The 20664-nt window shown below is 51.8% G+C and carries 17 protein-coding genes and 1 other RNA gene; 5 read left to right on the top strand and 13 right to left on the bottom strand.

What is annotated here, in order from left to right; translation table 11 throughout:
* Nucleotide 1: 1 nt before the first annotated feature.
* The 6 genes from JYB85_RS06715 to JYB85_RS06690 form a co-directional block, all read right to left on the bottom strand.
* Entirely contained in the window at nt 2-529 is a 528-nt protein-coding gene (locus tag JYB85_RS06715) for a MotA/TolQ/ExbB proton channel family protein (protein WP_207381571.1), read from the bottom strand.
* The gene (locus tag JYB85_RS06710) at nt 529-1884 is read right to left on the bottom strand and encodes a MotA/TolQ/ExbB proton channel family protein (RefSeq protein WP_207381570.1); all 1356 of its coding nucleotides are present in this window, start codon (nt 1882-1884) and stop codon (nt 529-531) included. Before JYB85_RS06710 ends, JYB85_RS06715 begins: the two co-directional genes overlap by 1 nt.
* Complete coding sequence (locus JYB85_RS06705) at nt 1884-2666, bottom strand: DUF3450 domain-containing protein (RefSeq protein ID WP_207381569.1); 783 nt, start codon at nt 2664-2666, stop codon at nt 1884-1886. Before JYB85_RS06705 ends, JYB85_RS06710 begins: the two co-directional genes overlap by 1 nt.
* A gap of 694 nt (nt 2667-3360) precedes the next feature.
* The gene (locus JYB85_RS06700) at nt 3361-6258 is read right to left on the bottom strand and encodes a TonB-dependent receptor domain-containing protein (RefSeq protein ID WP_207381568.1); all 2898 of its coding nucleotides are present in this window, start codon (nt 6256-6258) and stop codon (nt 3361-3363) included.
* A 609-nt stretch (nt 6259-6867) separates the two neighbouring features.
* Nucleotides 6868-8073, bottom strand: coding sequence for a porin (locus tag JYB85_RS06695; protein ID WP_207381567.1), 1206 nt, complete (start codon nt 8071-8073; stop codon nt 6868-6870).
* Nucleotides 8074-8282: 209 nt separating this feature from the next.
* Entirely contained in the window at nt 8283-10673 is a 2391-nt protein-coding gene (locus JYB85_RS06690) for a DNA polymerase II (RefSeq protein WP_207381566.1), read from the bottom strand.
* Between the two features lie 112 nt (nt 10674-10785).
* On the opposite strand from JYB85_RS06690, the gene dinG reads away from it, so the two are divergent.
* From dinG to JYB85_RS06665, 5 genes are read left to right on the top strand one after another with little or no spacing between them, the layout of a single operon-like run.
* Entirely contained in the window at nt 10786-12858 is a 2073-nt protein-coding gene (gene dinG / locus JYB85_RS06685) for an ATP-dependent DNA helicase DinG (RefSeq protein ID WP_207381565.1), read from the top strand.
* Nucleotides 12859-12883: 25 nt separating this feature from the next.
* The gene (locus tag JYB85_RS06680) at nt 12884-13546 is read left to right on the top strand and encodes a primosomal replication protein (protein ID WP_207381564.1); all 663 of its coding nucleotides are present in this window, start codon (nt 12884-12886) and stop codon (nt 13544-13546) included.
* A 9-nt stretch (nt 13547-13555) separates the two neighbouring features.
* Nucleotides 13556-14215, top strand: a complete 660-nt coding sequence (locus JYB85_RS06675) for a DUF2057 domain-containing protein (protein WP_207381563.1) — start codon at nt 13556-13558, stop codon at nt 14213-14215.
* Complete coding sequence (locus JYB85_RS06670; RefSeq protein WP_207381562.1) at nt 14215-15120, top strand: histone deacetylase family protein; 906 nt, start codon at nt 14215-14217, stop codon at nt 15118-15120. The genes JYB85_RS06675 and JYB85_RS06670 overlap by 1 nt, the downstream gene beginning before the upstream one ends.
* Nucleotides 15121-15138: 18 nt before the next feature.
* Nucleotides 15139-15423: a late competence development ComFB family protein gene (locus tag JYB85_RS06665; RefSeq protein WP_207322588.1), complete on the top strand. Its 285-nt coding sequence runs from the start codon at nt 15139-15141 to the stop codon at nt 15421-15423.
* A 12-nt stretch (nt 15424-15435) separates the two neighbouring features.
* Here the strand turns inward: JYB85_RS06665 and ffs are convergent.
* From ffs to pspB, 7 genes are all read right to left on the bottom strand, one after another.
* An RNA gene (gene ffs / locus JYB85_RS06660) (signal recognition particle sRNA small type) lies at nt 15436-15532 on the bottom strand.
* Between the two features lie 225 nt (nt 15533-15757).
* Nucleotides 15758-16069, bottom strand: a complete 312-nt coding sequence (locus JYB85_RS18975; protein ID WP_324032884.1) for a ComEA family DNA-binding protein — start codon at nt 16067-16069, stop codon at nt 15758-15760.
* A gap of 105 nt (nt 16070-16174) precedes the next feature.
* Nucleotides 16175-17353, bottom strand: a complete 1179-nt coding sequence (gene megL, locus JYB85_RS06650; RefSeq protein ID WP_207322586.1) for a methionine gamma-lyase — start codon at nt 17351-17353, stop codon at nt 16175-16177.
* 108 nt (nt 17354-17461) lie between these two features.
* On the bottom strand, nt 17462-18550 hold the full coding sequence (locus JYB85_RS06645) for a TIGR01620 family protein (protein ID WP_207381560.1): 1089 nt from the start codon (nt 18548-18550) through the stop codon (nt 17462-17464).
* 16 nt (nt 18551-18566) lie between these two features.
* Nucleotides 18567-19961: a YcjX family GTP-binding protein gene (locus tag JYB85_RS06640; RefSeq protein WP_207381559.1), complete on the bottom strand. Its 1395-nt coding sequence runs from the start codon at nt 19959-19961 to the stop codon at nt 18567-18569.
* A gap of 56 nt (nt 19962-20017) precedes the next feature.
* Complete coding sequence (pspC, locus tag JYB85_RS06635; protein WP_207322583.1) at nt 20018-20416, bottom strand: envelope stress response membrane protein PspC; 399 nt, start codon at nt 20414-20416, stop codon at nt 20018-20020.
* A complete protein-coding gene (gene pspB, locus JYB85_RS06630) occupies nt 20403-20642 on the bottom strand; it encodes an envelope stress response membrane protein PspB (protein WP_207322582.1) in 240 nt (79 codons plus the stop codon). Before pspB ends, pspC begins: the two co-directional genes overlap by 14 nt.
* Between the last annotated feature and the right edge of the window lie 22 nt (nt 20643-20664).

Raw genomic sequence — 20664 nt, 5'->3', positions numbered from 1 at the left:
TCTAGTGGTGCGGCATGCTGTCTTTTAGCTTTTCTAAACTGATTCTCATCTTGGCATCCAAGCGGGTACTGAAAAATACCCCTGAGAGTGCCGCAACCATACCAGCCATAGTTGGCATGGTTGCCATTGAGATACCAGCCGCCATCAAACGAGCATTACTCGTCCCCTGAACTGCCATCACATCGAACACTGAAATCATACCGGTCACTGTACCGAGCAGACCTATCATGGGGCATATAGCCACCAGAGTCTTGATGATCAGCATACGTGCATTCATATCTTGCTTCGCTTGGGATACCCAAGCTTCACGGATGCGGTGTGCATACCAGGAAGTGGTTTCCTCCCTGGCATCCCATGCGGCAATGATGTCCTGGTGCTGCTTAGGTGATATCCAATTCAGATACCAGTAGCGCTCCAACATCAGAACCCACATCAGGAAAAGTACACCCGCAACAAGCCAGAGTACATCGCCTCCGGTGGCCATGAAGCCCCTGACGGAATCCCATACGTCCATCAGGAATAGCATCATTAGTCAGCCCTCTTCTCAGCGTGTTCAGCAATGATACCGGCGCTTTGTTCTTCCAGAGTTTGTACGATTGACTTGCTACGAGCCACAACGATGGCGTGAACCAGCATCAGCGGCAGAGCGGCAACCAGACCTTGTACAGTCGTTACCAGAGCCATGGAAATACCACCGGCCATCAGTTTCGGATCACCGGTACCGAACAGCTGGATGCTTTGGAAGGTAGCAATCATACCGGTTACTGTACCGAGCAGACCCATCATAGGCGCAATAGCGGCCAGAACTTTAATGATGGAGATGCGGGTTTCCAGAGCTGGAGTTTCCTTCAGAATCGCTTCGTCCAGTTTGAGTTCCAGAGTTTCGACGTCAACGTCTTTGTTCTCTTGGTAAACCTTCAGGATGCGACCCAAAGCGTTATTACCTGGGTTGGCAATGTTCTTACGCTGTGCATTCACTTTAGAACCGATCAGAGTCAGAGTCAGCAGACGCTCAAGACCAATCAGAAGACCCAGACCCAGCAAAGCGATAATGATGTAACCAATCGGACCACCAGCTTCCAGACGGTCTTCAAAGCTTGCTTTCTGAGTGAAGATGTTCAGCAGAGTACCGCGAGCAGGGTCAATATAGACCTTCTCGGCACCACTGGAAGCAGCTTCCCAATTGGCAATAGGTGCAACCTGGTAACCTTCTGGCTGCTGTGACAACTCCTGGATCAGACCCAGTTCAGCGTTATACACAACATACTTGCCATCGGCAGTGAGGTTAAAGTTACCAATACGGTGAATGGTAGTGTTACGCACGTTACCGTCGATGTCGGTCACAGCGCCGTCGAACTTAACCACCTTACCGGACTCAACCATTTCAAACAGCTGCTCTTGCCAGAATTTTTCCAGCTCTTCAATTTTTGGCAACTGCTTGCGAGAGCCCAGATCTGCGATAAAGGCGTCACGCTTTGGATACTGAGCACTGATGTTTGAGCCAACCAGCTTACCAGCGAAATCACCGGCTTCACCTTTAACTACACCAAACATTTCACCCAGGTCACCCTGTGCGGTTTTCAGATCTTCTTCCAACTGAGCGATTTTACGCTCGTTGTCCAGGAATGCCTGGTTCAGATCCTTACCACGCTGCTTTTCGGCAGCCAGAGCATTTTTTTCACGTTGCAGCAGAGCCGCTTTATCGCCACGTTCGGCTTGGAATTCAGCCTCACGCTTGGAATTAACCTTACCTTCTGCGGCACGGTCAGTTTTGACCTGTTGCAGCAGCTGATCAATCGTTTTAGGCGCATCGGCCGCGTTCACCATACCGGCAGTCAGAGACAGGCTGGCTGCAACCACGGCAGTAGTAATTAACTTCTTCATTATTTTGCAGTCTCCGCAGCTGGAATTGGTAATGCAAAGAGGTCAAGAGCACCCTGCTTACGGGCGATACGAATACCTTTGGTCAGTTCACGCAGATGAGATTCATCCATGGTGTCCCAGCCTTTGGTTTCAGGGTTGTACATCCAGCCGGTCTTTTGATCCAAGCTTTGGGCATACAGGGCTACACGACCCAGGTTGAAGAAATCAACCAGTACTTCTTTACCGTTCAGATCCAACTTACCGGTATTCACAGCAACAAAGTTACCGTATTCACGCTCGATGCTGTAGGCATCCAGGATCAAACGGTATTTTTCTGCCAAGGTAACTTCAGCAGTGCTCAGCAGGTTTTTCAGGTTTTCAACGCGCTCTTTACGCACTTGAGTGTTGAATGGCAGATCCAGGGCAACAAATTGCTCCAGGGCTTCAACCATTTTAAACATCAAAGGCACTACGCCCTGACGCAGTTTATCAACACCATTGATGTCGTCCTGGATAGCCTTCATAGAGGCTTCCTGATCGGCAACCAGAGTTGCAACATAGTCGTTATAGGCTTTCAGCGACTCGCGCTCATCAGCCACAGTGCCATATTCAAACAGCATGTCCTGTGCCTGATCAAAAAACTTGTCGACTTTCTTCTGAGATGCAGCTGCATCAGCATGGATCTGACCGTCAGCCTTTTGCACGTCAGCAAGAGGATCTGCCGCCACCAAGTTGCTGCCGGCCAGAGCCAACACGCCAACCAGTGCAGCAGCGATTTTTGTTCTATTGCTTACCTTGGACATAGTTCCCAACCAATTTGAAGTGAATTAAAAAGGTTTAACTTATAAGCAACAGTTTCCGCAACAGATTGTGTTACCAATCGCAGCTTTGTTACCAATAAGCATTTCTTTCTCTTGTGATTGTTAGTTTTTTCTTCCCTTTCCTATGCCCCGCAGGGCATAGACCCGCTCGCATCATTTCACAAAATGTTGACCTGTGTCAACATTCCCCATACCCAAAAAAACGCATAAATAAGCAAGAAAGCCGGTAAGATTAAAGGAGCAGCCAAAGCGGATAAGCTATCCCACTCACAGTTGTTAAACATTTGTAAGTTAATAAAATTATTCCGATGAATGTTCTTCTTGTTCTAGTGGTAAAAAAACACTGATAGCACAGATGGATTTGGCATGGCCTTTTAAGAGAGCTTAAACACTGACCACAAATCCCGGACAGCTATATGCTGTCACTCTCCTTCCCCTGTCTTCTTTTCGAGTATCATACATCTCTTCTGATGTTCCTTTTTCTCTTATTAATTTTATTTGTCAGAAGCAGCTTTCCTGAATTTATACTGGATTTGATCGGAAGCAATGCTTATGAACCAGGACTGTAAATGGACAAGCCACAAAGTAACGGCACAGCCCCCGGAAGGGGCAATTTCATATGGCAAAAAAAAACCAGCACCCTAAGGTGCTGGTTTATTCGCTAAGTATTTACTGATTAGAACTTCTGGTTGACGTTCAAGAACCAGCTACGACCGAACAGACGGTAAGTACTTTCATCAGTGTTACCGTTGAAGGCTGTTTCGATGTAAGGAGGCTTCTCATCGAACAGGTTGGTCACACCAGCTGTAACAGTTGTGTTGGTTGGGAACACATAGCTGGCCGTCAGGTCATGGTACATTACACTTGGTACTTTGTAAGTTGGCAGGTAGCCGACTTCATCCAGAATGTCTGACTTGCCGAAGTAAGTCAGATCCTGGTAAGTCATACCGGAAATGTAGTTGGTACGATAGGTAACAGTCAGGTCGTCCATCTTATACACAGCAGTGAAGTTCCACTTGTCTTCAGCATAAGAAGTATCGTTCAGGAATGTACCTTCAACGTCACCAAACTCATAAGAGTATTCAACAGAACCATCTGGCATGTCAGTGGTTTCGAATGAGTTCTCGCCACGCTCCAGGAAGTGAGTCCATACGAAGTTGAAGTTGAAGTCACCAATACCAGTTTCTACAGCATAGGAAGCTTCAAAGTCCACACCCTTGGCAGTCATACGAGCCAGGTTGGTGTTACGGGCTTCGATGAAATCAATTACACCATCACCCTTACGATTCACATTAGCACACAGTTCGGTCAGGCCACCCACATAGCAAGCTTCCAGAGAATCGATTGGATCGATAGTGGTGATCACGTTATCGATATCCACAGCCCAGTAATCCAGAGTGATACCCAGGCCTTCGATAAAGTCTGGAGAATAAGCAATACCCACTGTCATGGTATCACCTTCTTCAGGTTGCAGATCAGGGTTACCACCGACCTTGGCAATCTGCTGCTGGTCATTGTTATTCAGACCACCGGCTGGCACACCGTCCGCCATACAGCGGGACTGTGCATCGGCTGACAAGTTAGCCCAGTTACCGATACGGCAAGGATCAGTACCTTGTGGGAACGAATCACCACCTGGTGAGTACAGGTTACCAATAGTAGGTGCACGGAACACAGTACCATAAGTACCACGAACCAACAGACCATCAAATACAGACCATTCCAAACCGGTTTGATAGGTTGTAGCACTACCAAAGGTGTTGAAGTTGTCGTAACGAATGCCCACTGGCATTTCCAAACGCTCTACGCCTGGCAGACCTTCCAGCAGAGGTATGCGGAATTCAGCAAACAGAGAGTTCACATAGAAGGAACCATTGGTACCCTTGGACTTGTTACCAGAAACCTGCTCCATGAACTTACCAGAGTCAACCTGAGACTCCAGTTTCTCAGCGCGGTATTCATAACCGAAACCACCGCTGACGGAACCTGCTGGCATTTCAAACAGCTCACCACCCAAGAAGGCTGTGAAAGTTTCAAGTTTGTAGTTGTAAGAATCAACCAGAGGAGCAGTGATATAATCCAGCATCTCCTGAGTGATAGTACCTGCACCACCGAACAGGTTCAGCGATACACAGTCTCCAATCGGGGACTCAGCAGTACCACACACTACATTGCCATTTTCATCCATGAAGGATGGACCAAGAGCCTTGGCCAGGTTTGGACCATACAGCTGACCAAAGTCAGTGCTCTGAGTCAGATCCACACCGTAGTTGTAGTCAAGATCCAGAGTCCAGGTATCGTTCAGCGCAATCTCAGCTGCAATTACTTGCTGTGCGCGCAGGATATCCTGTTCGAAAGAACGACCGCCTTCCAGCATACGGCGACGAGAACGCTTCACGTCTTCACCGAATGGGTTATAGAAGTTGTCCTTGGAGATACCCTGATATTCTCTACCGGATACAGGATCGTATACTGTGTAAGCTGGATCATACTGAGTGTCGTATGGCACAGCAGCCAGTTCCTGACGAGAGGTACGCTTATTGATGCGGGTCTCGGAAGAAATGGTCACAGAATCGTTCAGCTCAAAGCTGCCGTCTACGTAGAAGTTCAACTTCTCGTAAGGGGTCTGCAGGTAGTTTACAGGGTTGTAGTTGTAAGTATCAGTGGCGCCACTGAACTTTCTCATGTCGTCGAGAGTAGCCAGACCGCTACCTACATCGCCTGCGTCACGGCAAGAACCGTTGGTCCAAGAACCTGAAGTGCTGAACAGGTAGAAGTTACCACAAGGAATACTACCACTACCGGCTTCAAAAGAGTTTTCGCCTTCCATACCTGGAGGAATCAAACCATTTTGAGCGAAGCTTTCTGGATCGTATACGTTCCAAGGATACTGCAGGAAGTCAACGTCTTTTACGTCGCCTTGATAAGCTTCATCTTGCTTAACATAGTCAACGTTGACTACGAAGTGACCGTTATCAAACTTCTTACCAGCCAAAATGCTGAAGCTGGTTTGAGTACCGGCATCAACATCAAAGTTTTGCTTGGTTTGGGCGTTGAATTCAACACCGTCGTAATCACGCTTGGTGATGATGTTTACCACACCAGCAACTGCGTCAGCACCGTATGTTGCTGAAGCACCGTCTTTCAGAATTTCAACGCGCTCAATCATAGAGGCAGGAATACCCTGCATATCGCTTGATACTGGACGACGACCGTTAACCAGAACCAGAGTGCGAGAAGAACCCAGACCACGCAGCTCAACATATGCATCACCGTTACCGCCGTTGTTGGTGGTAGTGGCAATTGGTGAGCCAGACATTACAGAAGTGGACTGAAGAAACTCACCCATATCCTGCACACCCAGGCTGGCAATTTGCTCAGCACTAACAGTGGTGATTGGGGTCGCTGTTTCTAAATCGGTACGCTTAAGACGAGAACCAGTAACTTCAATACGCTCAACTTTATCTGCGCCTTCCTCAGCAGCAAATACCGCTGGGATGCTGAAAGCTGTTGCAGCCGTACCCGCAATCAGAGCTAAGCGCACAGACTTAGCCAGCAAGCTGTTGTTTTGCATTGCATTTCTCCCTTGAAATTCATTTTTTTTATTCGGGCGGTTCAATTTCAAAAAGAGTCCTATGGCCACAAATTGCTCACCATTCAACCACTTTTTGTTACAAGCAGAACACACCAACGCGAGTATGTAACCACATGTGAAACACTTAATCAACATTTTACACACCAATAAATCACGGCTACGGACAACTTGATACAAAAGGATGCAGTATAAACAACTGTGCTTTTTGTTAAGGCTAATATAAAAACAGTTTCTCTTATTTGAATGAATCTTTGGTTTAGCGAGGCGCGCATTTAGGACACTCGATGACATAAGCTATTCGCCGCAACTGCAAAGATAAAAGAAGCGTTATAAGTGTTTATTTTGTAAGAGCATGAAACCATGCAAGTGACTACTTATCAGTCTTTATGGCTATATTGAAGTAGCAGCAGTCAATGGCGGTATTCTACGACTGAATGGCCTTTCAAGGCCCATAATAGGAACCAATGAGCAATATTCTACTTAGCCCAGCTACAGGCGGTTGGGGATTGGCCTTCCAAAAAATTTTTAATAAAAATAGCCAGGCAAAACCTGGCTATTTAATGTCCTATGGGTTTGTGGGGATACGGCTCAAAGAGTATACCGAATGCCTATCGCAATACCGTCGTCTTCAGAAACGGACATTCTCGCTTCCTGAGCCGCATCGGCACTGCTGAAGTCGCTGAAATCCTTGCGCCCTTCTATATAAAGCACTGTGTCTTTATCCCAGATGTAATGCAGTCCCATTACAACAAATTGACGCTTGAATACATCCTGAGGGTCCGTGTTGTTTGGCTGAATGACGTAGTCATCGCCGGCATTCAACAGGTTATATGACAACAACACTCTGAAATCATTATCAAATCGATAAGACATGAGGGATTCAAGGCCATAGGCATCCCGGATAAGACGTCCTATATTGTCGGTGTCATGGTTTTCATTTTTGTTTGCGTTAACCGCCACATACAGCCCTTCGGCATCAAAGTTGCCATAGGTCAGGCCCACACCATAAATAAGGTCTACCGCGGTAATTTGCTCACCTGTGCCGTACAAGACGTCGAATTCCCCCCGATTGATACCGGCTGCCAACGTCAGCTGTTCAGCCAACTGGTAGGTAACAGAACCGCCATAGGTATAGTTAAAATCGACCTGCTGGGCATCGGCGGCACCGCCCTGCCAAAGCAACTCACAATCCTGCTGGCTGATATCCTCGGCATCACAGGTATAAAAGCTACTGTTCTTCAGCTGTACCTGCACGGCAAAACTGATATCGCCAAAGGCATTGCGATATTGTACAACTTTGTCACCACGACCTGTGCCGTTAATTGCGCCATCGTCTTTGTTAAAGGTGTAGACACCGGCCGCATTCCCGTCCCATACAAAACCCAGGTTGGTGCTGTAAACCACGTCATACCAGGCGCCCCATTGCTTACCTATGGTCAGCGAACCATATTGGTCGTGAGCAATACCTGCATATCCCAAACGGTTATAAAAAAACTCTTCCTGCACCGACTCGAACTTGTTGTTATAAACAATTTCCGAGCTGCCAAAGGGATTCACTCCCCATTCCAGCATGGCGAAAGCACGCCAGCCATCCTTGAGTTGCCGGTTGAAATCGAAATTGATCCGGGAAGCGCCATTGACCACTTCGGTTGTATCCTGGGTATGGATCACCCTGGCATCCACAAAACCACCTATAGCGACGGCGTTTTTGCTGTCCTTATACACTTCGATTGCGCTGGCTCCCGGTGCAATGGCGATTGCCGCTATGGCGGCTGCGATGAGAGTCTTTTTCATAATGCTTACCTTTGGAATGACTGAATCACTAATTCCGTAATTAAATTACAATCCGTTAAAGCTGAGATTAACAAAGTCGGTCAAGCTGCACAAAGGAAAAGCCGGTCCAAACAGCGGTTCGTTCACGATTTTTATTAATTGGAACTTAATTAGCCAGCCATTAAAACAGCCAGGTAACCACATTACACCTTAAATAACCAATTCATACATTAAATTAACAACAACTGTTTACCCAGCATTTCGCTGTAATTAATATCCAAAACAGAAAATACAGGATCGACAATCGGCCGGATCTGTTTCTCAAGATAATATTCATAATCTATTGGCTGCCGGCTAAGCTGCAGCGGCTCTGCCCCTTGAGTCGTCATCACGTACTCTATTCTGGCGCCTCTTTGGCCCCAAACCGGATCGCCGGTACTCTCGAGTAACGCTCTGGCCGCCTTCACATGGGGTGCCGAAGCACTGTAGTCAACAAGCTTTCGCCTCAGACGCTTGCGGAACACCAACTCATCATCCAGGTCACCTTTAAACAGGGCATCAATATTGTCCTTGATGTAAGCAACCATATCTTCACCGGCAAAGAGTCTGCGATAAAGCTCATGCTGTAATCGCTTAGCCAGTGGACTCCAGTCACTGCGAACCTGCTCCATTCCCTTGAACACTATGCGGGACTGACCATGATCGTCATATTCCCCCACATAGCGCTTTTTGCTGCCTTCGGCAGAGTGCCTCAAGGTCGGCATAAAAAAATGCCGGTAGTGACGCTCATATTCCAGTTCCAGAAAACTTTCCAACTGCCATTCCTGCCACAACCTGTCACGCCAAAGCCCATTGACCCGGTTCACAAGCATTTTCCCGGTAGCATCGGCATCTGCCGCCTCATCCCCAAGCCAGACAAAGGTAGAGTCCGTGTCACCGTAGATCACCTGGTAACCCAGTTCTTCAATCCAGGCGCGGGTCTGGCGCATGATTTCATGGCCCCGCAGGGTGATGGAACTGGCAAGTCTGGTGTCGTGGAATACACAACCGCTGGAGCCAAGCACCCCGTAGAGGGAATTCATGATGATCTTGATAGCCTGGGACAAGGGCGCGTTACCGTCCCGTTTGGCTTCTTCCCTGCGAGCGGCCAAAGTGGCGATAATGCCTGGCAAAATAGGTTGCTTGCGGCTGAACCTGGCGCCTCTGAAACCGGGAACCGAGTCTTGCTCGCTTTCCTGAAGTCCTTCTATCAAGCCCTTGGGATCGATTAAAAAACTGCGGATAATCGAGGGATACAAACTCTTGAAGTCCAGCACCAAAATATTGCGATACAGCCCTGGAAGCGAATCCATCACATATCCCCCGGGGCTGTCCTGCCCGGGAACGGCTCCCATGGCCGGTGCCACATAACCTTGCCGGTGTAGATGAGGCAGATAGAGGTGGGTAAATGCCGCCACCGATGCGCCGACCCGCCCCAGTTCAAGACCCGTCAATCTGGCCCGCTCCAGGGCAAACTCAAACAGGTGAGTGTGGGCAAAGATTTCCCACACCAGTTGGCAGTCCATCAGGTTGTAACGGGCCAGCGCCGGTTTGTCCTCCAGGAATAAGCGGGTGATTTCCTCCCCCCTGTCGTCCACCTTATCGATTGCCTTCCCCTTGCCCAGCAAGGCAGAAGCCACGGACTGCAGAGAAAAACTGTCGAACTGGAAGAAGGCGGCCTTGAGCCAATCAATGCCATCGAGCACCACCCGGCCCGGTAAATCCAGGGTTTCGGGTCTGTGCTTATCGGCGACTTTCCAGCCAAGCTCGCTGCCTCCCCGGCCAATGGTGAGTGAAAGGCCATGGTGTTGCGCGCGGCGGCTTAGCAGGGACAAATCAAACCCCACTATTGACCAACCTATGATGATGTCGGGATCGGCTGCTGCAAACCAAGCTATGATGGCTTCCAGCAGCGCTTTTTCATCGCTGGCCCATTGGATATCACAGTCGCTTGGCGCCGCCCTGGCCTCCCCCGCCTGCCCGACCATAATGACCAAGGGCGCAACATCGCCGAAGAAACCTATGGAATAGAGCTCGCCCTGCATGCTGCACTCGAGATCAACAGATACGGCCTTAAGGCTTACCCCCGGATCCTGCGAAGCGCACCTGACCCTTTGGGCCTCAAACCGGCGCACACCGGCAAGGCACTCCACTTCATAGCCAGAAAACTCGGCATCCAAGGCCACGAAACGCTCAATTAAAAATCGTTGCTCCGGCCTGATATCATCCTCAAACAGGCGAATACCCATATCGGTTGCCATCCGCCGCACTTGCCTGTGGGCCCGGGCTGAAGCTGAATAGAGCGCGCTGACCGCCTGCCCCTCGAAGCTTTTAAGGCTCAGCGGCTTAATCTGGCCACCAGCCTGTGCCACGGCTCGCTTTAATTGCAGCGCGTCCTGCTGATGGCAAAAGGCAAGCCAGGGCTGATCCCTGACAATCACCTGGACCGGGCCCTGCGCTGTGGCCACATAATATTCCAGCACAGACTGTCCCTGCTCAAGCCTGTTTGCCCGGGTCAGGATGCGCCCGCTAATCACCGAGGTGACTGGGCTGGATAAATGATGATTGCCGGGAACAGACATGGGCACGACCACAGATAAAGGCTTGCAAGTGACAGGCGTGACGAATTAATGGTTCTTAGCCTAAGCAATCACTGTTATTATGTACAGCATTATCGAGAGCACAGAGCCTGACATGCTGCCAGAAAAAGTGAAAACCCAAATTCGGGCCATCTATAAAGACATAGCCCAATCGCTGCCCCATTTCCGTTCCCGGCGCGAACAAAACTATATGGTGGCAGAGATCTCCAAGACCCTGGCAGGTGACTACGACAAACACAGGCGCATCATAGTGGTTGAGGCCGGCACGGGTATTGGTAAATCCCTGTCCTATATTCTCGGTACTATCCCGCTGGCGCTGGAAAGCAAAAAAAAGGTCTGCATTGCCACCGCCACCGTGGCTCTGCAGGAGCAATTGCTGAATAAAGATCTGCCCTTTTTTAAAGAACAGTCGGGACTCAACTTCCGTTTCGGTTTGGTCAAGGGGCGCCAGCGCTATGTTTGTCTGGCCAAGCTCGAAATGCTCATCGGCGACAACAATGGCACCCAGATGGCCATGTGGCAGACCAAACCCGACACAGCACAGGTGGAATTGCTGCAAAAATTGCATCAGGACTTCCATAAGGGCCGCTGGAATGGTGAGCTGGACACCCTTGAAGTGCCCCTGCCCGACCATTTATGGCAGCAAATCGCCTGCGACAAGCACAGCTGTCACAGACAGCAAGCCAGTCACAGGCAGTGTCCCTTCCACAAGGCCCGTGAAGATGTGGATACCTGGGATGTGCTGATCGCCAACCACAGCCTGCTGTTTGCCGATCTGGAATTGGGCGGAGGTGTGATACTGCCGGATCCGGAAGATGTCTTTTACGTCATAGACGAAGCCCATCATCTGCCCATAGTGGCGCGGGATTTTTCCAGCGCCCAGGCCACCTTGCGGGGTGCCTGTGACTGGCTGGAGAAAATTGGCAAAACCGCGGCCAAATTGCAGCACCAGATAAAGAGCAACAACATTATCGCCCCGGCCCAGGCAATGCAGGACCATGTGACGGATCTGTGCGCCCAGCTCAATCAGGTGGCCCATTTTTGCGACGGCCAATTGGCAAAGTTTGACAATCCGGAAAACCGCCTGCGCTTTACCAATGGTGAATTGCCCGAGGTACTCAAGTGCCATGCGGAAAACCTGGCCACGGCCTCTTCATCGGCACTGAAACAATTCAATAAAATGCAATTGCTGCTGGCCGAGGCCATCAAGGACGGCGACATTCCCAGACATCAGGCCGACAGCCTGCAAAGCGAAACCGGCTTTATGCTGCAGCGACTGGAGAACTTACATAAGCTGTGGAAGATGATGGCCAAAGAGGACAGCAAGAAAGGCGCCCCCACGGCACGCTGGATTGAGTTGATGCCGGGTAAGCAGCAGGACTTCCTTTTTTGCTCCTCCCCCATAGAGGTGGGTTTCATGCTGGAGTCCATGCTGTGGGAAAAAGCGGCCGGTGTGGTGCTCTGCAGCGCGACCCTGAGGGCGGTAAACCAATTCGACTATTTTGCCCATCAGGTGGGGTTGTCGCTTAACGATGGCAGCCGCTTCCTGGCATTGCAATCGCCCTTTGATTTTGAAAACAATGCCACCTTATTCCTGCCCAAAATGCGCACCGAGCCCACGGACGATGCCTACACGGCAGAATTGGCGGAATTGGTCCATCAGTACACAGCCGATGAGATGGCGAGCCTGGTGCTGTTTGCCTCCTACTGGCAAATGGAAAAAGTGGCTGAATTGATTGAAGGCAAGCTCAAGGTGCCCTTGCTGCTCCAGGGCAGCGCCCCCCGGCAGCAATTACTTGATACCCATAAAGAACGCTGCGATAAGGGCTTACCCAGTGTGCTGTTCGGTACCGGTAGTTTTTCCGAAGGTCTGGACCTGCCCGGTGACTACCTCACCAACCTTATCATCACCAAACTGCCCTTCGCCGTACCCACCTCACCGGTGGAGCAGGCCCATGCCGAGTACGTCAAGGCCAGGGGCGGCAATCCTTTTTTGCAACTGACCATACCCGATGCCTCCCGTAAACTGGTACAAAGTTGTGGCCGCCTGCTGCGTAAAGAGCAGGACTATGGCAGGATCACCATATTGGACAGGCGTCTGGTCAGTAAGCGCTATGGCAAGTCCTTGCTGGATGCCCTACCCCCCTACCGACGGGTAATCGAATAACGGCGTTGGCGAGGAGAGCCCGGTTTTGAACAGAGCGCAACTGATAGAAAAGCTCAAAGAGCAATTGGCGCAGCTGGAGCAGGAAGTGCTCAGGCACGATGCCGCACTGGCGCCGCAGCAACGCAAGCTGATTCAGGATGTGGAAAGGTTCAACGATGGTCTGTTCATCCAAAGTGGCGCTCAACTAGCGCCCTGTATTGGTCAGATAGCAAAAGATATCAAACAGTTGGAGCAGAGGCTGACCCTGGGCCTGTCAGCGGCAACCATTGTGGCCAGTTGCGAGCGGATCCAGGACAGATTCACCGCCGTCAAACGGGCCCTGACCACCACGGGCATCAATCTCAAGTCTGCCACCCAGGCACGTCAAAGCGCCCGCAACCGCAGTCATCAAAGACAAAAACAGGCCCACAACAGCAGCGGTTTTGACTGGATTGCCGCCGGCGTGATGCAAAACAGCCATCAATTGTATGAAGAGTTGAACAAACATTTGAACTGGGCACGAAAAATAGAGTCAAAAATCGCGCAACTGGAAACCGGGCTTGATAATTGTCACAGTGCTGACAAAATCAAGCTGCAAAATGAGATCCTTTTGATGCACCGTCGCTTAGGCAAATGCCGCCAGGCCATCAGCTATATCGAAGACAGGATCCAGGCATTCGAACGGCCGTATCAGAGTCAAAATCGTTAAGGAGCAACAATGAAATCCTTTGTGTCCATCGCCGCCCTCGTGGGTCTTGTTACCTCATCCTCTGTTTTCGCCGCCACACTGAAAATTCCCATGGCGTTCGAATATCTGGCCCTCAATGGCAAGGAAATTGCGACCAACAGCTTTAGCCATCAATCCGAACTGAACCTCACACCCGGCACCCATAAGGTGGCCATACGTTATCACGACATGGTTGAGGACGATTTCAGCGACAGCCAAAGCTTCGTCAAATCGGCCCCCTTCATCCTGACCCTGACGGTCAAAGGTGAGCAGCAATACCAATTGCGTCCCGCCGGCGGCAAAGCCATAGTCAAGCCCAAAGAGTATGCCAAGGCACCGAAAATTGAGGTCATCAGCAGCACAGACAAGTCGGTGGCATTCAGTCTGGAGCAAACGGACATAGAAGAGGAAAGTTTTGTATCCCGGCTGTTTACCGGCAACAGGGGAGTGGATGTCGAAGCCGCAGTGGCTGCCGCTACCGGGGGCGCCCAGGTCAAGCCGACAACAACGGCAGAGCCTCAGCCGGCACCGGCAGTCGCCCCCCAGGGGGACAGCCCTATCCATGCCCAACAGATGCTGCAATATTGGTGGCTTCAAGCCGATGATGCGACCCGCAAAGAATTCATGAGCTGGGCCATCAAGCAACTCTGATGATCCCGCTCGTCTATCACGCCAGCTATTCCAGGCTGGCGTTACCTCCCAAACACCGATTTCCCATCAGCAAGTATGCCCACCTGTACCACTATCTGTTGAATTCAGGATTGGCATCCGAGCAGCAATTTATCAGTCCTCAACCAACCCACGCTGCCGAACTGGAGCGGGTACATGATGCCGGCTATGTACAGGCATTTATTCAGGGAACCCTGGATGCCAAAGCCATACGCCGTTTGGGATTTCCCTGGAGCCAGCATCTGGTGACCCGCACCCTGCACTCGGTAGCCGGAACCGCCCTGTGTGCCCGCCGGGCACTGGATCAGGGTATTGCCCTGCATTTGGCCGGTGGTTACCACCATGCACATCACGATTTCGGCAGCGGTTACTGTGTATTCAACGATCTGGTGTTCGCCGCCAGGCAGCTGCTCGACAGCGGTGAGGTGGACAAGGTCATGATCATCGACTGCGATGTGCATCAGGGCGATGGTACCGCCACCCTGACCGCAGGCGATCGGGATATCGTCAGTTGCTCATTCCACTGCGATGCCAACTTCCCCGCCCGCAAACCCCAATCCGACTATGATATAGCCCTGGCGCCGGGGACCGGGGACAACGAATACCTGGACAGCGTGAATACCACGGTTAACTATCTGCTGGAACTGGAAAAACCGGACATCATTCTCTATGATGCGGGAGTGGATATCCATGCCGATGACGCGCTTGGGCTCTTGTCCGTGTCTCTGCAGGGGCTATATCTTCGTGATTTGAGCCTGTTAACCCAGGCCAAACAGAGGGGCATCCCATTGGCGGCCGTCATTGGCGGCGGCTATAGTCCGGATCCACTACAATTAACGCAAAGGCACAGCCAATTATTCCTTGCAGCCAATCACTTATGGCCATAAGAACTCCGGGAGTCACCTATGCAACTTGAGATCCGTAATTATTATGAAGTGCTGTTGATGGAGATCCTCTCCGATGAAGGCCTGATGGATGAATTACCTGAGGACTATCTGGCGGATTTAAGCTGCATCACCCTGAATCAACTGCCGGTCAGATACATACGCCATCTGGTGGACGCCTATTTCTTCGAGGATTACCACGAGCTGCAACAGATGAAGAATGAAATACAGGCGGCGCTGGAACGATCCCGGGCATTTTTGAAGAAACGGAATCAACAGAGATTGCGGGAAGCTCAGGAAGAGTAAGGTTTGGAGGTTCCCCCAGAGCCACACCCCGGCACACGAGTCGCCTGCTGCGGTTGCTTCCTTCCGGACCTGGCCGAGTTCACAGGTTATCATTGCGGGGGGACCCTGGGGTCACCATAGATTTCCAGAAAGGTTCTGGAACGGGACGGATTATCCCCAAGGCAAACTGATAAATCAAGTAAAACCCCGGCCGGGCCTCTCTCCGATGACCTGACTGAACATAAGTTAGGCGTTTACTGACGTTATTTGCTTCGGCGACCACGGACGCCAGCACATGGCAGCCAAAAAAAATCCGCATCACAAGGGACGCGGATTTTCTGCATTAGGGTATCAGCTACAGGCTGATAATATCGCGATTGCTTTCAACCAGTTTCAAGCCTATGCCGGAAACATTGGCCAAATCATCAACCGTGCTGAAGCGACCATATTGGTTGCGATATTCGATAATCGCCTTGGCCTTGGCCGGCCCAACACCCTTGAGCAACTGCAACTCGGCTTCAGTGGCGGTGTTGATATTGACCTTGCTGGTATTGACCTTGGCCATCACTGCGGCCTCTGGCACCTTATTGGTTTCGCCCTCGCCGGCAATGGCCATGGGGCCACCTAAGGTCAGAGCTAAGATTGAACAGAGTAACATTGGCTTCATTGGTTTCTCCTTGACGTTCCTGTTGATTACCCATGGCCTGGTATCCTTCTCCTTGGCCATGGATAAAATGTAGCCAGCAAACGTCAAACTGCCAAATTGCGCCTGTTACAACCTGTTCAGGGCCTCAGACAAATCGAAAATCAAGTCATCCACATCTTCCAGGCCAGCCGATATTCGAAGCAGATTGTCGCTGATCCCGGCTTCCGCGCGTGCCTCAGGCGTATAGGGTGAGTGGGTCATGGATGCAGGATGCTGAATAAGGGATTCGGCATCCCCGAGACTGACAGCTATGGTGAACAGTTGCAGACTGTCAACAAAGGCCATGGCCCCCTGGAAGTCGGTCTTGAGTTCGAATGCCAGCACACCACCGGCCCGTTTCATTTGCTTGCCAAGGAACCTGTGGCCCTGATGATGCTCAAGGCCTGGATAAAACACCCGCTCCACCGCCGGGTGGGCATCAAGGAAACGGGCCAGCTTTTCGGCGTTGTCACAATGGCGCTCCAGACGCACATCCAGGGTCTTCATACCACGCAGAATAAGCCAGGCATCATTGGGGGACATCACGGCCCCCACGTCCTTGATCAGCTCATATTTGACCTTGTTAATCTGCTCCGTGCTGCCACACACCATACCGGCAATCACGTCTCCATGACCATTGAGATACTTGGTGGCGCTGTGGATCACCATATCAATGCCGTGCTCAAGTGGCCGTTGCAGCAAGGGAGTCATAAAGGTGTTGTCCACTATGGTCATCACACCATGGCGCTTGCCTATGGCTGCGATGGCATCTATATCAAACACTTCCAGATGAGGATTGACCGGAGTTTCACAGAAAATCACCCGGGTGTTGGGACGGATTGCGGCTTCAATGGCCTCGGGCTTGGTAAAGTCCACCAAGGTGACTTCGATACCAAAGCGGCTCATCAGTTTGGTCATTAAAGAAAAAGTGCAACCATAGACGGCACGGGAGGCCACCAGATGCTCACCCTGGGATAAGTTGGCCAACAGGGCCGCTGACACCGCCGCCATCCCGGATGCACAGGCCGCAGCGGCTTCTGCGCCTTCAAGCACGGCCAGTTTGCGCTCCAGCTCGGCCGTGGTGGGATTGCCCAGGCGGGTATAGATATAGCCTTCTTCATCACCGGCAAACCGGGCACCGCCCTGGGCGGCATTGTCAAAGACAAAGGTGGCGCTTTGATAGAGGGGGCTTACCAGGGCTCCCTGCTGGTTGCGCTCATGGCCCGCGTGAATCACTTCGGTGGCCAGCTTTCTTTTCTCAAGCATCTTAAACTCCCCAAAAGCGCCATCTTAATAAGAATTCAGGTTGTGATGGCGTGGGGATTAACATAACGACTGGGCGGGCCCTGCCAAGGGTGGCAGGGCAAATAAATGTCACTGATTTGTAAAATCTTTGTTACGTTGCGGACGGCTATCCATCGAGCCATTCAGAGCGCCGGAGAACCGGGTCCTGAGATCAGCAAGCAATTGCTGGTGCAAACGTGACAGGCGGGGTTTATTGGTCTCATTGAAGCGCAGTGGCCGGCACAGGGCCATGGCCTGATAACCAAGCCGGGCGGTCAGCAAGCCGCCGCCAAGGCCCTGCCCCAGGCGTGCCGACAGCTTGCCCGTCATCTCCACGGACAAAAGCTGGGTCCCCAGATCGGTTACCAGTTCCGATGTGCCGGCATAAAAGATATTGAGCAGTATGCCGCGGATAAGGCGAATTCGGCTCCAGTACCCCAATTCCACCCCATAGCAAAGCGCCACCTCGCGGATCATTCTTTGATTGCGCCACAGCATGATCCCCATATCCAGCAACGCCAGTGGACTCGCCGCCAACAGGGCCGCAGCTTCCATGGCATAGCGGTTCACCAGTCGTCTGGCGCGCTCATCCTGGCGCGTGATGACGCAGGCCTCAAACAGTTTCAATTTCTCGGCGTCGTTGTGCTCATCACTGCACAGGCTGAGGTAATGGCGCCAGCCCTCGGGCTCATTTTCAATTCCAAGCTTGGCAATAAAGCCATCGGCCTCCCCCATCTGCATACTTGCGCTGAGTCTGTGGCCCTGCTCGCGCAAATCTTCGGCCCCCTTAAGGCGTTGCAGCAATCGATATTCACGCAGTGCCGCACTGCCTCCCCAGGCCAGCACCAGGGCGGTTACCAGGCTATAAAGCCCAAATAACCAGGGGCTTTGATGCCAGGCGTCCCACAAGCCAAGCCCGGTTTGTGTCAGCACCAGAGCCCCCAGTGACCACAGCATGGCGCGGGTAAGTGGGCGCCAACGACGCCCCTGAAGCAAGGGCAAGGACGGCAGGCTATCAACCGCCTGTTCCAGCTCGGTTTCACTCAGGGGCACATCGGCATCGAAATCCAGTTTTCCCTTGAGTTCGGCCTTGGATTCTCCCTCAGCCAGATTGCCCACCGGGCTGTCACTGAAATCCCGGCGCCGGGCCAGGGACGGCATATCAGGTTTGGACTGCATTAAATAACCTCTTGCTTCATTTCAGTTTATCCGCCAGCAGGTAATCCAGCAGATGATCCAGACGGATATGCTCAAAGCGTCCCTTGGGGCCCGTCAACGGCGGAGCAAACATGGCAAACTCAAAACCCTGTTGCTGCCAAAAATCTGCAGCCGGTAAGTGAGCAGGTACTTCGCCGGGGAACAGTGTTTGTGCTTTGCCGCTGTCCAGCGCCCGTCCCTGGACCACTTCCACTTCCCCTTCAGGGGTGTTGACCATGCCATGACGTGTCGCCTTGATGGCGCTGATGGCCATGGCTTCCACCTGGGAGCCTTCAAACCTGGCAAAATGTTCGCCGGAGGACAGTAACTCCCGCAGCAGGGACAACACATGGCCCTGCTGATCGCGACTGACGTGATCTATCTTACTGGCGGCAAACAATAACTTGTCGATTCGCGGTGCAAACAATCGCCTGAACCAACTGCTTTTACCGAACTGAAAACTCTCGAGAATGCCGTTCAAGGCCGCACTCATATCGTTGAATTGACTGTGGCCGCGGTTGAGGGCCGTAAAACAATCCACCAGCACCAACTGGCGGTCGAATCCGGCAAAGTGATTCTGGAAAAAGGGTTTAACCACCTTGCTGACATAGGATTGATAACGGCGGGTCAACACCTCACGGATACTGCCTGCCGCCATACCCGTCCCCGGGGGCAGCGGAAAAAATGCCAGCAAGGGGGTGCCTTCAAGCTCGCCGGGCAACAGCATACGACCGGGCTGAGCCAGATAATAACCTTGCTGATGCACAGCCGCCTGAAGATAGTTGCGATACAACACCGCAATGGCATCCAGCCTGGCTTCATCGGCCGGGTCTTCCGGATCCAGGGCGCCTACGGCCGCCAGAAAAGCTTCCAATTCCGTGCAGCTATTGCGACGTTTCAGTGCTTCAAATACCGAGGCGCTCCAGTGCTCAAAATCCTGGCGCAGCATGGGTAAATCTAGCAGCCATTCGCCGGGATAGTCCACTATGTCCAGATACAAGGTGGCAGATTCGCTGAATTTGGCCCTCAGGCCCTGACGTGGCTCAAAGCGGATGGCCAAGCGAATTTCTGACAGGTTGCGGGTCGACTCGGGCCATGTGGGCGTTTCCGCCAGCAGGCTGTCCATGGCTCCCTGATAGTCAAAACTGGCAATGTCCAAGTCCGGTTGCATGGCGCGCTGAACGCCACGCAAGCGCCCCTCCCGGCATACCTGCCAAAGGGGCAACGACTTGCCGGCCTCAGCACTGAGCAGTTGGTTAACCAACCCGGTGATAAAGGCGGTTTTTCCGGCGCCGGCCAAACCGGTCACCGCCAGTCGCAACTGCCTGTCGGCACTGCGGGCCAAAATGGACTGGGTCTTGCGGGAAAGGCTTTCCAATTTTTCTGACAGCATGGCGAAATTCTTGGGTGACGGAAAAAGACAAGGGGCGGATTAACCGCCCCGGTGACTCACAGGTTATTTATCTGCCGCTTCAGCTCGAAGTTGTCTGAAGTGACGTGGCGTTCCAGTTCCTGCAATCGCATTTCCAGGGATTGAAACTGGCGATTGACATCCATCAGTGCCTGCTTGGCGGGCTCTCCTGCCTGCCATACCTTTTTCTTGACCTCTATGTCTCGGTACTCATCCTTGGGTCTCTTCTGGCCACCGGGCTTGATATCCAGAATCATCCACAATGCGACGTAAATAACCAGGACAATGCCAGAGCCGCCGAGGAGGAAAATAGACACTGCGATTACGCGCACCAACCAGGTTTCAAAGTTGAAGTAGTCGGCTATCCCTGCACAGACCCCGGCGATCTTGCCTTCGGCGGGGATGCGATACAGGGTTCGGCCATTACCGTCTCTCATGTTTCGCCCTCCATTCGGGTGCTTCGCTGTCCAGTATCGATTCCAGGGTCTCGATACGTTGGTTCATCTTTTCCGCCTTGGCGATAAGCTCATTGAGCAGACTGAATTCCTCTTCAGTGAGTCCCTGGCTCACTTGTCGCTTGCTGCGATAATGCAGAACCAGCCAAATGGGTGCCACAATGACCATAAAGACAATGATAGGCGCCATCAGCAAATCCATATCCATAACTCACCTCTGAAATTCTAAT

Origin of the sequence: Shewanella sedimentimangrovi, assembly GCF_017354965.1 — a bacterium.
In the GTDB taxonomy this organism is placed as follows: Bacteria; Pseudomonadota; Gammaproteobacteria; order Enterobacterales; family Shewanellaceae; genus Shewanella; species Shewanella cyperi.
The sequence above is the reverse complement of the archived record's forward strand: the minus strand, read 5'-3'. Positions and strand labels throughout refer to the sequence as shown.